Consider the following 12,277-nt stretch of genomic DNA (forward strand, 5'->3'; position numbering starts at 1 on the left):
AGGGGCTACCTTGGCTACTCTTGTCTGCCCAAGCGTTCACCCAGAGGAGTTCACCCCATGGCCGCGAAAAAGATTCTGATGCTGGTTGGCGATTACGTCGAAGACTACGAGGTGATGGTGCCGTTCCAGGCCCTGCTGATGGTCGGTCACCAGGTGCATGCCGTATGCCCGGACAAGAGCGCCGGCCAGACCGTACGCACCGCGATCCATGACTTCGAGGGCGACCAGACCTACAGCGAGAAGCCGGGGCATCTGTTCGCCCTGAACTTCGATTTCGCCAAGGTCGATGCCGCCGACTACGACGCGCTGCTGATTCCCGGCGGTCGTGCACCGGAATACCTGCGCCTGAACGACAAGGTCGTGCAATTGGTGCAGGCCTTCGACCAGGCCGGCAAGCCGATTGCCGCCGTCTGTCATGGCGCGCAGTTGCTGGCGGCGGCGGGTGTTCTCGACGGCCGCGAGTGCAGCGCCTATCCGGCCTGTGCCCCTGAGGTCAGGCTGGCGGGCGGTCGCTATATCGATATCGAAGTGACCCAGGCCCACGTCCAGGGTAACCTGGTGACCGCTCCGGCCTGGCCGGCGCACCCCAGCTGGCTGGCGGCGTTTCTCGGGCTGCTGGGCACCAGGATCACTTTGTAAGCGGGGGGGCGGGTCATGTGTGAACTCTACGTCAAGGCCGATCCGATTCTCTACGAATCGCGTTCCCGTTCGCTGCGTATCCGTGGCGTGGTGACCACCTTGCGCCTGGAAAACCAGTTCTGGGACATCCTCGCGGAGATCGCCGAGGCCGACGGCATGACCACCAACCAGTTGATCACCCGGCTCTACGAGGAAGTGATGGACTTTCGCGGGGAGGTGCTGAATTTCGCCTCCTTCCTGCGGGTCAGTTGCACCCGCTACCTGAGCCAGCGGCGGGCTCAGGTGACAGAACTCAGCGTGGTTCGTTCGAACGCGGGCTGAAAAGCAACGCGGTCCCCTGTGGGAGCGCCGGTCGACGCTCGATTGCCAGCGATGAGGCCATTGAGCCTTGCAGCGCCCGTCCGGACGCCATCGCCAGCAAGCCGGCTCCCACAATGCAGAGTATTCGCAATAAAAACTATTTGCGGCTTTCGATCCTGACCTGGCCGTCTTCCAGGGCCACGGTTTTCACCGGGATCAAGCTGGGCAGGACATTGAGCAGGGCATCGGGGTCTGTCACGTCGAGGCTGCCGGAGACCTTGAAGTGCGCCAGCGGACCGTCCGCCAATTGCACCGGTTTGCTGCGGTACAGGCTCAATTCATCGATCAGGCTGGCCAGTTCGCGATTGCGAAAGGTCAGGTGGCCGCTGCGCCAGTCAGGGATTTCTTCGCCGCCCAGGGTCTGCTGCTGCAGCGTGCCCTTGGCGTAGTCGAAGATCGCCCGTTGCCGTGCTTCGAGCAGGGTGGCGTTGTTCGGGTCACCTTCGGGCTCGAAGGCCACCTGGCCATGGGCGACGCTGACCACCAGCTGACGCTGGCCACGTCGCACATCGAAACCGCTACCCATCCCCCGTGCCCGGGCGTTGCCGGCATGAATCCAGAACGGGCGTTCCTTGTCGGTGGCCATTTCCAGGTAGAACTGGCCCTGATCCAGGTAGATATCCCGCTGCTGGGCGCGGAAGTTGATACGTAGCCGGGTATTGGCGTTGATGTACAGGGTGCTGCCGTCCGGCAGTTTCAGGATGCGCGTGCCTTGGGCATGGGCGGCGACCTGATGCCGATAGGGCGTGTTCGGCGCGCCGGCGCTGACCGTCAGCAACGCGCACACCAGCGCGACCGCCGTGGCCAGGGCCGGTCGCCAGAGGTGCTTGCGCCGCGCCGGCGGCAACGCCGGTTGGTTCAATTGACGCAATTGCGCCAGGTCCGACCAGAGCGCTTCGAACTCGGCATAGGCCCGGGCATGGGCCGGCGTCGCGCGCCATTGTTCGAAGGCCTCGTCCAACGGCTGTCCGGGGGCCTCGCGGTGACGGGCGAACCAGTGCGCGGCCTGGGCGTCGATGCTGTTCCCATCGAGTGCGATGTCGGTGGCGCGGCTCATTCTGGCGGCTCTCGTTCGTCGTTCAAGGGGGACTGTCTCAGGCCTCGGGGTCGACCCGCAATTGCGGGCTGCCCAGCGGGTGGCTCTTGGCATCGAAAAACCGCAGTGTCACCTCCCGGCCCTCGAACAGCTGGCTGAAGTGGCGCTTCTGATGCTGGATAAACGCCTGGCTGCGCGGGTAGATCGAAATCGCCAGGGTCGTGATCCGCGCATCCAGCAGGGCCTGGACGATATGCCGGTCCTGCTCGCCGAGGTTGTGGCCGAAGATGCACAGGGCATCCTGGTGCCCGGCCAGTTGCCCGTAGCAGTACGACAGGTAATCCGAATGACGGATCGCCTTGAGCTTGTCCTGCGTATTCCCCTCACTGACGAACAACGGCACGTCGCCCAGGGTATTGACCGCGAAACTGCCCAGCAGGGTGCTTTCCGAGGAGGTCAGCTTGCGGGTGCTGCCGTCGAGGTTTTTCACCAGGTGCAGCCCGCCGTGCAGGTACAGGACGCGGGTGCCGTGGCTGTCGGTGGCGCTGAGGTCGAAGCTCGAGTCGTCAGGGCGGAACAGGTCGTCGAACGATTCGGGCGCCTGCATGATCGCCCAGTAGGCGAGCAGGTCGTAGTTGGTGGAGTAGAGCGTCCGGTAGCGGCTCAACTCGGCATTGATCCGTGCCAGGCTCTCGGGTTGCACGAGTTTCCAGGGGATGTGCACCGAGCGTATCGCATGGATCAGCGCTTCCTTGATCGCGAAATAGCGATTGCGCGGCGACGACGAACTGATGGTCAGGGCCGCATTGACCCTGATGGTGCTCTTCAGAGCGCTGAGCACCTGTTCGAAGTTGCTGGTGTCCAGGGCCTTGAACACCGCCAGTTCGCTGAGCCCCAGCGGGCGGTTTCGCGTGGTCTGGGCTTTCTCGAACAGCGAGTCGTAGGCGAATGCCTGCCACATCGCCCGGCTCGCGCCGTTGCCGATCAACAGGCCGCTGAAGGGGATTTCGGCACGCAGGGCGCTCCAGTCTTCCAACGCCGTATCAAATACCCGGAATTCCATTGTTGCCATGGGTCGGTTGCCAAATCTGAAGAGGATCAGCGGCGGACTTTAACATGGGTTTGTTGGGCCATTCCCTTATTCCACCGCGATGATCGTGGGTCGCTTGAGATAAGCGGCGGCTGACGAACGGCGGTTCGGATCCGGGATTCTCTTGAGCCAGGTCAAGGTGGGCGGTGGGGCTTGGACTGAAGCTGGGACCCGTCAGTCAGCTAAAGGAAGGCTTACCGTGAGCAGCACATTTTTCATTCCCGCAGTGAACATCATGGGCATCGATTGCCTGGAAGAAGCCATGACCGCGATTCGCAACCATGGTTTTCGCAAGGCGTTGATCGTCACCGACGGGGGGCTGGCGAAGGCCGGCGTCGCCGCACGGATTGCCGGCATGCTGGCGATGCAGGACATCGACTCGGTGCTGTTCGATGGCGCCAAGCCGAATCCGAGTATCGACAACGTCGAGAAGGGGCTGGCGGTGCTCAAGGCCGGCCAGTGCGATTTCGTCGTGTCCCTGGGCGGCGGCTCGCCCCATGACTGCGCCAAGGGTATCGCCCTGTGCGCCACCAATGGCGGGCATATCCGCGACTACGAAGGCGTCGACCGCTCGGCCAAGCCGCAACTGCCGCTGGTGGCCATCAACACCACCGCTGGTACGGCCAGCGAGATGACCCGCTTCTGCATCATCACCGACGAATCGCGTCACGTGAAAATGGCGATTGTCGACCGCAATGTCACGCCGCTGCTGTCGGTCAACGACCCGGCCCTGATGGTCGCCATGCCCAAAGGGCTGACGGCCGCCACCGGGATGGATGCCCTGACCCATGCGGTCGAAGCGTATGTGTCCACGGCGGCGACGCCGATCACCGACGCCTGCGCGATCAAGGCCATTGAACTGATCAGCGCCAACCTGCGCCAGGTCGTGTTTGACGGCGCCGACCTGCAGGCCCGGGAAAGCATGGCGTATGCGCAGTTCCTGGCGGGCATGGCCTTCAACAATGCGTCGCTGGGCTTCGTGCATGCCATGGCGCACCAGTTGGGCGGTTTCTACGACCTGCCCCATGGCGTGTGCAACGCGGTGTTGCTGCCCCATGTGCAGAGTTTCAACGCGCTGGTGTGCCCGCAGCGCCTGACTGACGTAGCCAAGGCGTTGGGTGTCGATATTCAGGGCATGAGTGACGAGGAGGGCGCCCAGGCGGCCATTGCGGCGATTCGCAGCCTGGCCAAGGATGTCGAGATCCCTGCCGGCCTGCGGGAGTTGGGAGCCAAGTTGCAGGACATTCCGATCCTCGCCAGCAATGCCTTGAAGGACGCTTGCGGCCTGACCAACCCGCGTGCGGCGGACCAGCGGCAGATCGAAGAGATCTTCCGCAGCGCGTTCTGACGCAAGACCCACCACCCCGCGCCTTCCCCTGTAGGGGAGGGCGCTGTCACGACCAGCGGGCTTGCAAACCAGCGTTCACACAGGTTTAATTGAGTGATTACTCACTTATAGGTTGAACGCTGCTCCCCATGGCCCGTCCCAAAAGCGAAGACAAACGCAACGCCATCCTCAACGCCGCCATCGAGGTGTTCGCCGAACAGGGCCTGGGTTGTCCGACGCTGAAGATCGCCCGACTCGCCGGTGTTGCCGAGGGCACGTTGTTCAACTACTTCAGTTCCAAGGACGTGCTGCTCAACGAACTCTACCTGCACCTCAAGGCCGAGTTGCGGGACGTGATGATGCCCGGCTACCCGCGCACGGAAACAGTGAACAAGCGCGCCCGTCATGCCTGGCAGAGCTATGTCGACTGGGGCGTGGCCGAGCCCCGCAAGCGCAAGGTGGTGGCCTTGCTCGGGATGTCCGCGCAGGTCACCGAACAGAGCAAGCTGGCCGGCATGCAGGATTTCTGCGAGGTCAACGACATGATGCAGGAAAGCATTGCCAGCGGCCTGTTCCGCGACCAGCCGGCGGCCTTTGTCTCGGCGATCATGGGGGCCCTGGCCGATACCACGATCGATTTCATCCGTCGCGAACCGGATCAGGCCGAGCGTTATGCCGAAGCCGGTTTCCAGGCGTTCTGGAGTGCCACCGCCAAGGCGTAGGCGAGGGTTTTTCCTTGTGTCAAAAATGAGTGAGTGCTCACTCATAAAGCTCAACAATCGATAGGAGTCTCATCATGTCTAAAGTCTGGTTGATTACGGGAAGTGCCAGTGGCCTGGGTCGCAACATCGCCGAGGCGGTGCTGGCGGCGGGGGAGCGATTGGTGGCGACAGCGCGGGAACCGCAGCGCCTGGACGATCTGGTGGCGCGCTATGGCGACCAGGTTCGGGTGGTGGCCCTGGATGTGACGGACGCGGCGGCCGCGCAAGCGGCGGTGCGGGTTGCCGTCGAGGCGTTCGGCAGGCTCGATGTGCTGGTCAACAATGCCGGTTACGGTCATCTCGCGCCGTTCGAGCAGACCGAGACGGCGGCGTTTCGCGCGGAGGTCGAGACCAATTTCTTCGGTGTGGTCAACGTGACCCGCGCGGCATTGCCGGTGATGCGCGCTCAGCGTAGCGGGCACATCCTGCAGATCTCCTCGGTGGGTGGCCGTGCGGGCATGCCGGGGCTCAGCGCCTATCAGGCGGCGAAGTGGGCGGTGGGTGGTTTCACCGAGGTGGTGGCGCAGGAAGTGGCGCCGCTGGGGATCAAGGTCTGTGCCGTGGAGCCGGGTGGCATGCGCACCAACTGGGCGGTGAGGGCGGGCCACGCCACGCCGTCGATCATGGAGGACTACCAGGCGAGCGTCGGTGCCGTCAGCAGCATGCTCAGTGCCTATGCGGGCAATGAACCGAGCGATCCTGATCGTATCGCGCAGATTGTGCTCAAGCTGGCCTACCACGAGCAATTGCCGCTGCACCTGTTGATCGGCAACGATGCCTTGCACTACTGCGAGCAGGCCGAGACCGCGCGTGCCGAGGCGGCCGGGCGTTGGTTGGAGGTCAGTCGCGCCGCCGACTACAGTGCACCTGTCGAGCTGCCGACGTTCCCGAGCCATTGAGAGGTTGCCCATGAATATTCTGTTGTTCGGTGCCACCGGCATGGTCGGCCAAGGTGTGTTGCGTGAATGCCTGCTGGCGGACGATGTGCAGCAGGTCAGGGTTATTGGCCGTACGCCGGTGACCCAGGTCGATGCGAAACTCAGCCAGGTGGTACACGCCGACCTGTTCGACTACCGCGGCATCGAGTCCGAGCTGCAGGGTTTCGATGCCTGCTTCTTCTGCCTGGGTGTTTCGGCAGTGGGCCTGGACGAGGCGCAGTACACCCGGCTGACCTACGACCTGACGCTGGCCGCCGCCGAGACCTTGTCGCGGCTCAATCCGGGCATGACCTTTGTCTATGTCTCAGGGGCGGGTACCGACAGCAGTGAAAAGGGCCGCAGCATGTGGGCCCGGGTCAAGGGGCGCACCGAGAACGCCTTGCAGCGGTTGCCGTTCAAGGCGGTGTACCTGATGCGTCCCGGTGCGATCCAGCCGTTGCACGGCGTGCGCTCCAAGACCCGGCTCTACCAGGCGGTCTACAGCCTGGCCGGTCCGTTGATGAGCCTGCTGCGCCGGTTATGGCCGGACAGTATCCAGACCACTGAAACCATGGGCCGGGCGATGCTGGCGGTGGCGCGCAAGGGGGCGCCGCAAGCGATCCTCGATCCCAAGGCGATCAATCAACTGTCAGCAAGGACCTGAAAGGGCGATATCCTCGACGCTTCGATTGAGTCGTCAGCGAGCCTGCCATGCTGCAAAAAAGCCTGATCCGCCGCCTGGACCTGATTACCCTGCAACTGTTCGTCGCCGTGCACGAGGAGGGTACCCTGACCCGGGCGGCGGCCCGCGAAGCCATCGCCGTGTCGGCGGCCAGCAAACGGTTGATGGAACTGGAGGAAGCGTTGGGCGTTGCGCTGTTCGCGCGCCAGGCCAAAGGCATGCGATTGACCCCGGCCGGGGAAACCCTGCTGCATCATGCCCGGCAGATGTTGTTCAACATCGAGAAAATGGGGCTGGAGCTGGGCGAACACACCCAGGGCGTGCGTGGTTATGTGCGGATGCTGGCCAATCTTTCCGCGATCATCCAGTTTCTGCCGGAAGACCTTCGGGATTTCTCCGAATGCCATCCGCAAGTGAAGGTCGACCTTGAAGAGCGCCCCAGCAACGGTGTGGTGCAAGGCGTGCTCGACGGCGTGGCCGATCTCGGCGTCTGCTCCAGCGACACCGATGTGCGAGGCTTGACCAGCGTGCTTTACCGGCATGACCAGTTGGTGGTGCTGATGCGTCCCGATCATCCGCTGGCGGATCGGGACGCGTTGGCCTTCGCCGATACGCTGGACAGCGACTACGTCGGCCTGCACTCGGCCAGCTCGATCAATATGCGCACCCACGCGGCGGCTCGGGCGGCGGGCAAAGTGCTGCGCCTGCGGATCCATGTGCCGGGGTTCGATGCCATGTGCCGGATGGTCCAGGCGAACATGGGGATCGGCATTCTGCCGCTGAAGGCCTATGAACTGTTCGGCCGGGCCCTGGGATTACACGCGGTGAAACTCAATGACGAATGGTCCGCGCGCAGCCTGATCCTGGTGGTCCGGGATGAGTCGGCGCTGTCGCCGGTGAGCCGCTTGTTGTTCGAACACTTGAGCGCACCGCTCTGAGCGTTCGCGTTTCGCGAACGTAGCTTGCCGAGTGAAGGTTGGATTCATCACCCCGTACTCCACTAGCCTTGGGGACAAATTCCAAGAAAGTGAGGTACCGGTGATGACTGCTCCCCTGGGCGGAATCAAGGTGATCGAGATCGGCACGCTGATTGCGGCGCCTTTTGCGGCACGCATGCTCGGCGAGTTCGGCGCCGAGGTGATCAAGATCGAATCCATCGGCCAAGGCGATCCTCTTCGCAAGTGGCGAAAGCTCCACGAAGGCACGTCGCTCTGGTGGTACCTGCAATCGCGGAACAAGAAATCCCTGGCGCTGAACCTCAAGTCCGCGGAAGGTATCGAGCTGGTCAAGCAACTGGCCGCCGACGCCGACGTGCTGATCGAAAACCTGCGTCCCGGCGCTCTGGAGAAGCTCGGTCTGGGCTGGGAGGTACTGCATGCCCTCAACCCCAAGCTGACCCTGGTACGCATTTCCGGCTACGGCCAGACCGGCCCTTATCGCGACCGTCCCGGGTTTGGCGCTATCGGCGAGGCCATGGGCGGGATTCGCTACACCACCGGAACGCCCGGTTCGCCGCCGGCGCGGGTCGGTGTCAGCCTCGGCGACTCCCTGGCGTCGTTGCACGGAGTCATCGGCGCGCTGATGTCGTTGTTGCGGGTCAAGAGCGGGCAGGGCGAGGGGCAGGTGGTCGATGTCTCACTGGCCGAAAGCGTGTTCAACGTCATGGAAAGCCTGGTGCCGGAATACGATTTGCTCGGCCATGTCCGCGAACGCACCGGCGGTGCCTTGCCCGGTATCGCACCGTCCAACACCTATCTGACGGCTGACGGTGCCTATGTGGTGATCGCCGGCAACAGCGACCCCATCTACAAGCGCCTGATGAATGTGATTGGCCGCCCCGATCTGGCCGAGGCACCACAGTTCGCTCACAACGATGGCCGGGCGGCGCAAAGCGGGCTGCTGGACGCGGCGATCACCCACTGGACCAGCAGCCTGCCGATCGACGATGTCCTGCTCGCCTTGCAGGACGCCGAGGTCCCGGCCGGGCGGATTTATTCCGTCGCCGATATTGTCGCCGATCCCCATTACCAGGCCCGTGACATGTTGCTCGATGCGCAGTTGCCGGGCGGAGTCCGGGTGAAAATGCCGGGCATCGTGCCGAAGCTCTCCGAGACTCCGGGTGTGGTCAACTGGCAGGGGCCGAGCCTCGGCCAGCATACCCACGACATTCTCGACGGCCTGGGGCTGACCGAGGCCGATATCGAACGGCTGAAAGCCGAAGGGGTGGTGCAATGATCCGCGATTTTTCCGAACGCCTGATCGTCCAGGAAGTCTCGCCCCGCGACGGCTTGCAGATCGAACCGAGCTGGGTGGAAACCGCCGACAAGATCGCCTTGATCGATGAGCTGTCGCTGGCGGGTTTTTCGCGAATCGAAGGTGGCTCTTTTGTCTCGCCCAAGGCGATCCCGGCGTTGCGCGATGGCGAAGCCGTCTTCCGCGGTATTCGCCGTCAGTCGGGCGTGATCTACGTGGCGCTGGTACCGAATCTGAAAGGCGCCGAGCGTGCGTTGGCGGCCGGGGCCGATGAGCTGAACCTGGTGATGTCCGCCAGCCAGACGCATAACCGGGCCAACATGCGCATGAGTTGCGAGGCGTCGCTGGCGGCTTTCGACACGGTGCTGGAGCGGGTTCGCGGGGAGTCGGTGTTGCTGAATGCGAGCATCGCCACCACCTTCGGTTGTCCGTTCGAAGGCGCGATCGACGAAGACCGCGTCGTACAGATCGTCGATACCTATCTGGAAATGGGGATGCAGGGCATCACTCTGGCCGACACCACCGGCATGGCCAATCCGCGTCAGGTCCAGCGGCTGGTCAAACGCGTGCTGAGTCGCCTGCCGGCCGCGGCCCTGACGCTGCATTTCCACAACACCCGTGGCCTGGGGCTGTGCAATGTGCTGGCCGCGTATGAAGCCGGTGCCCGGCGTTTCGATGCGGCGGTCGGCGGGCTCGGCGGCTGTCCTTTCGCCCCGGGTGCCTCGGGCAATATCTGCACCGAGGACCTGGTCAACCTGTGCGACCAGATGGGCATCGAGACCGGTATCGACCTGCCGGGACTGTTGGCGATCTCCCGCCGCCTGCCGGCGTTGCTCGGACACGAGCTGCCTGGCCAGGTGGCCAAGGCGGGACGCAATTGCGATTTGCATCCGATACCGGATTTCAGCCTCGGCTGATCGTGCCCCGCTGTTTCAGACACGCTGTACCAGACAACAAAAACAATCGGATACCTACGGGCAGTCCGCCTGGAGAAACACCATGAGCCTCAATGTCCTGGAGGCGGGCGCGAGCCCCGCCGTTGTGCACACTGCCGAAAAAGCCCTGGTGAGCAAGGTCGCCTGGCGACTGATGCCGCTGATCATGGTCTGCTACCTGTTCGCCTTTTTCGACCGGATCAATATCAGCTTCGCCAAATTCCAGTTGCAGGCCGACCTGAGTCTCAGCGACACCGCCTATGGCCTGGGCGCGGGGCTGTTCGTGGTGGGTTATGTGCTGTTCGAGGTGCCGAGCAACATGATGCTCTACAAGGTCGGCGCGCGGCGCTGGATCGCCCGGATCATGATGTCCTGGGGCGCGGCGACGGCGGCGATGGTGTTCGTCAACAGCGAATGGCAGTTCTATGCGCTGCGGTTTGTCATCGGGGCGATGGAGGCCGGTTTCGCACCGGGTGTGCTGTATTACCTGACCCTGTGGTTTCCCCAGCATTATCGTGGGCGTATCACCTCGATGCTGTTTCTGGCGTCGGCGTTCGCCGGGCTGGTCGGCGCGCCATTCTCCGGGTTGGTGCTGGAGCATCTGGACGGTGTGTTGCAGATGCGTGGATGGCACTGGTTGTTCCTGCTTGGTGGCCTGCCGTGTATCGGCCTCGGTTTGCTGGTGCTGACCCTGCTCAAGGACCGTATCGACGATGCCCATTGGCTGACGCCGGCCGAGAAGCGCTTGCTGTCGAGCCGTATCGCCCAGCATGAACCGCACCAGTCCGGCAGTTCGTTGCTGACGGCGTTGCGTATTCCCGGCTTTCTGATGCTGGGGGTGATCTACTTCCTGATCCAGGTCGCGTCCTATGGCTTGAACTTCTGGGCACCGCAGTTGATTCGCAGCGCGGGGACCCAAAGCCCGGTGATGATCGGCCTGCTCACGGCCATCCCCTATATCTGTGGTGCGATCAGCATGGTGGTGGTCGGACGCTTGTCCGACGTCAGTGGCGAGCGGCGCAAGTTTGTCTGCGGGTTGGTGGCACTGGGGGCGGTCGGCTTTTTCTGTGCGGGGATCTTCGCCGATCACACCCTGTTCCTGATCGTTGCCCTGAGCCTGCTGGGGGCCGGGATCATCGCTTCGATCCCGGCCTTCTGGACCTTGCCGCCGAAACTGCTGGCCGGTGCGGGCGCCGGGGCGGCGGGGGGCATTGCGGTGATCAATACCCTGGGGCAGTTCGGCGGTATTGTCAGTCCGGTGATGGTCGGACGGATCAAGGACCTCACCGGCAGCACGACCCCGGCGCTGTATGTTATCGGTGTCACCAGCCTGATCGCCGCCGCGCTGTTGCTGTGGGGCTTGCCGCACAAACTGCGGACCCTGGACAAGCATCAGGTCGAATGAGCCGGTTGCGCCGCTGACGGTTGAAGGTTGGCGGCGGATTGGCCGGATTGACGTGCAAAGGGGGGGGTGGCGGTTATTGGAGGATGTTTCCCTTTCCCTTGACTGAAGTTTCCTAGAAAATCCGGATCGCTTGCGCCGGGAAAATCACGGGACTAGGCTTTGGTCCGTCACTGCTATTTCAGTGATCGGGTTTGGTAGCCCGAGTAACTCCCAGGCGCACAAAGCGCTCATCTCCATACAGGCTGGTACTTTATTGTGCCCGCTCCGTATGTGTTATGGCGGCTGTGCGTAGGGCGTCCAAGGGCGCGCTGGGTTCCTGGAGTCCCGGTCTACCAACCTGCGTACAGCCACCACCCTATCGTTTGGTAGCGATAAGTGATGGCTCCATTACTTCAGGAGTACATCATGTTCAAAGTTACGCCCAATCCACCTGCCTCTGCAGACCCGAAACTCGACGAAGCCGTCGACCGGGTTTTCGCCCATTACAATCTTCCCGTCAGCGATGATCCGATGGCACCTCGGGATGTCGGTAAACCGGTTTATCCGAACGGCGTCGAGGAAACGCTGGTTGATGTTTGTGACATCCTTGAGTCGGCTGCGGCTACGGCTTATGAGTCTGCCGATCAGTTGGACGGTTCGAAACGCAAACTGGCGCTGGGGGCGGTGCGCCTGATCGAGTTGGCGCGCAGTCGTGTGGATGACACCTTGCAGGGCTGGCCCGTATCCAGTCGAGCCTGAGATGAACGCGCGACTGTAGGAGCTGGCTTGCCAGCGATGAGGACCTCGAGCCTTGCGGCGCTTGTCCGGACGCCATCGCCAGCAAGCCGGCTCCCACAATAAATCTGCGTCTCACCGCAAAGTATCGTGTTGCC

The 12,277-nt window shown here is 63.0% G+C and carries 13 protein-coding genes; 11 read left to right on the plus strand and 2 right to left on the minus strand.

The features are described 5' to 3' along the window. Positions 1-57: 57 nt before the first annotated feature. Positions 58-639 (plus strand): DJ-1/PfpI family protein, encoded by a 582-nt coding sequence (locus UCMB321_RS07480; protein ID WP_040064974.1) that lies wholly within the window; start codon positions 58-60, stop codon positions 637-639. Between the two features lie 15 nt (positions 640-654). After that, a complete protein-coding gene (locus UCMB321_RS07485) occupies positions 655-960 on the plus strand; it encodes a ribbon-helix-helix domain-containing protein (RefSeq protein WP_040064976.1) in 306 nt (101 codons plus the stop codon). Between the two features lie 136 nt (positions 961-1,096). Here the strand turns inward: UCMB321_RS07485 and UCMB321_RS07490 are convergent, their stop codons facing one another. Beyond that, positions 1,097-2,056: a FecR family protein gene (locus UCMB321_RS07490; protein ID WP_040064978.1), complete on the minus strand. Its 960-nt coding sequence runs from the start codon at positions 2,054-2,056 to the stop codon at positions 1,097-1,099. Between the two features lie 37 nt (positions 2,057-2,093). Continuing rightward, positions 2,094-3,098: a DUF4917 family protein gene (locus UCMB321_RS07495; protein ID WP_040064981.1), complete on the minus strand. Its 1,005-nt coding sequence runs from the start codon at positions 3,096-3,098 to the stop codon at positions 2,094-2,096. 226 nt (positions 3,099-3,324) lie between these two features. Between UCMB321_RS07495 and yiaY the strand changes: the two genes are divergently transcribed. From yiaY to UCMB321_RS07540, 9 genes are all read left to right on the plus strand, one after another. After that, on the plus strand, positions 3,325-4,473 hold the full coding sequence (gene yiaY / locus UCMB321_RS07500) for an L-threonine dehydrogenase (RefSeq protein WP_040064982.1): 1,149 nt from the start codon (positions 3,325-3,327) through the stop codon (positions 4,471-4,473). 128 nt (positions 4,474-4,601) lie between these two features. Then, on the plus strand, positions 4,602-5,174 hold the full coding sequence (locus tag UCMB321_RS07505; RefSeq protein ID WP_040064983.1) for a TetR/AcrR family transcriptional regulator: 573 nt from the start codon (positions 4,602-4,604) through the stop codon (positions 5,172-5,174). A gap of 74 nt (positions 5,175-5,248) precedes the next feature. Beyond that, entirely contained in the window at positions 5,249-6,112 is an 864-nt protein-coding gene (locus UCMB321_RS07510; RefSeq protein ID WP_040064984.1) for an oxidoreductase, read from the plus strand. Between the two features lie 10 nt (positions 6,113-6,122). Further along, positions 6,123-6,794 (plus strand): NAD(P)H-binding protein, encoded by a 672-nt coding sequence (locus tag UCMB321_RS07515; protein WP_040064986.1) that lies wholly within the window; start codon positions 6,123-6,125, stop codon positions 6,792-6,794. Positions 6,795-6,841: 47 nt separating this feature from the next. After that, entirely contained in the window at positions 6,842-7,750 is a 909-nt protein-coding gene (locus UCMB321_RS07520) for a LysR family transcriptional regulator (RefSeq protein WP_040064987.1), read from the plus strand. Positions 7,751-7,853: 103 nt separating this feature from the next. After that, entirely contained in the window at positions 7,854-9,047 is a 1,194-nt protein-coding gene (locus tag UCMB321_RS07525; protein ID WP_040064988.1) for a CaiB/BaiF CoA transferase family protein, read from the plus strand. Beyond that, complete coding sequence (locus tag UCMB321_RS07530; protein ID WP_040064989.1) at positions 9,044-9,982, plus strand: hydroxymethylglutaryl-CoA lyase; 939 nt, start codon at positions 9,044-9,046, stop codon at positions 9,980-9,982. The genes UCMB321_RS07525 and UCMB321_RS07530 overlap by 4 nt, the downstream gene beginning before the upstream one ends. 82 nt (positions 9,983-10,064) lie before the next feature. Next, positions 10,065-11,405, plus strand: a complete 1,341-nt coding sequence (locus UCMB321_RS07535; RefSeq protein WP_040064990.1) for an MFS transporter — start codon at positions 10,065-10,067, stop codon at positions 11,403-11,405. 405 nt (positions 11,406-11,810) lie between these two features. Beyond that, entirely contained in the window at positions 11,811-12,143 is a 333-nt protein-coding gene (locus UCMB321_RS07540) for a DUF6124 family protein (protein WP_040064991.1), read from the plus strand. The last annotated feature ends 134 nt before the right edge of the window (positions 12,144-12,277 follow it).

The organism is Pseudomonas batumici, from assembly GCF_000820515.1.
Lineage (GTDB): Bacteria > Pseudomonadota > Gammaproteobacteria > Pseudomonadales > Pseudomonadaceae > Aquipseudomonas > Aquipseudomonas batumici.

Coding starts and splice junctions, on each gene's coding strand:
- UCMB321_RS07485 (WP_040064976.1), top strand. CDS start 655: ATGTGTGAACTCTACGTCAAGGCCGATCCGATTCTCTACGAATCGCGT.
- UCMB321_RS07530 (WP_040064989.1), top strand. CDS start 9,044: ATGATCCGCGATTTTTCCGAACGCCTGATCGTCCAGGAAGTCTCGCCC.
- UCMB321_RS07525 (WP_040064988.1), top strand. CDS start 7,854: ATGACTGCTCCCCTGGGCGGAATCAAGGTGATCGAGATCGGCACGCTG.
- UCMB321_RS07535 (WP_040064990.1), top strand. CDS start 10,065: ATGAGCCTCAATGTCCTGGAGGCGGGCGCGAGCCCCGCCGTTGTGCAC.
- UCMB321_RS07505 (WP_040064983.1), top strand. CDS start 4,602: ATGGCCCGTCCCAAAAGCGAAGACAAACGCAACGCCATCCTCAACGCC.
- UCMB321_RS07510 (WP_040064984.1), top strand. CDS start 5,249: ATGTCTAAAGTCTGGTTGATTACGGGAAGTGCCAGTGGCCTGGGTCGC.
- UCMB321_RS07515 (WP_040064986.1), top strand. CDS start 6,123: ATGAATATTCTGTTGTTCGGTGCCACCGGCATGGTCGGCCAAGGTGTG.
- UCMB321_RS07520 (WP_040064987.1), top strand. CDS start 6,842: ATGCTGCAAAAAAGCCTGATCCGCCGCCTGGACCTGATTACCCTGCAA.
- UCMB321_RS07495 (WP_040064981.1), bottom strand. CDS start 3,098: ATGGAATTCCGGGTATTTGATACGGCGTTGGAAGACTGGAGCGCCCTG.
- UCMB321_RS07480 (WP_040064974.1), top strand. CDS start 58: ATGGCCGCGAAAAAGATTCTGATGCTGGTTGGCGATTACGTCGAAGAC.
- UCMB321_RS07490 (WP_040064978.1), bottom strand. CDS start 2,056: ATGAGCCGCGCCACCGACATCGCACTCGATGGGAACAGCATCGACGCC.
- UCMB321_RS07540 (WP_040064991.1), top strand. CDS start 11,811: ATGTTCAAAGTTACGCCCAATCCACCTGCCTCTGCAGACCCGAAACTC.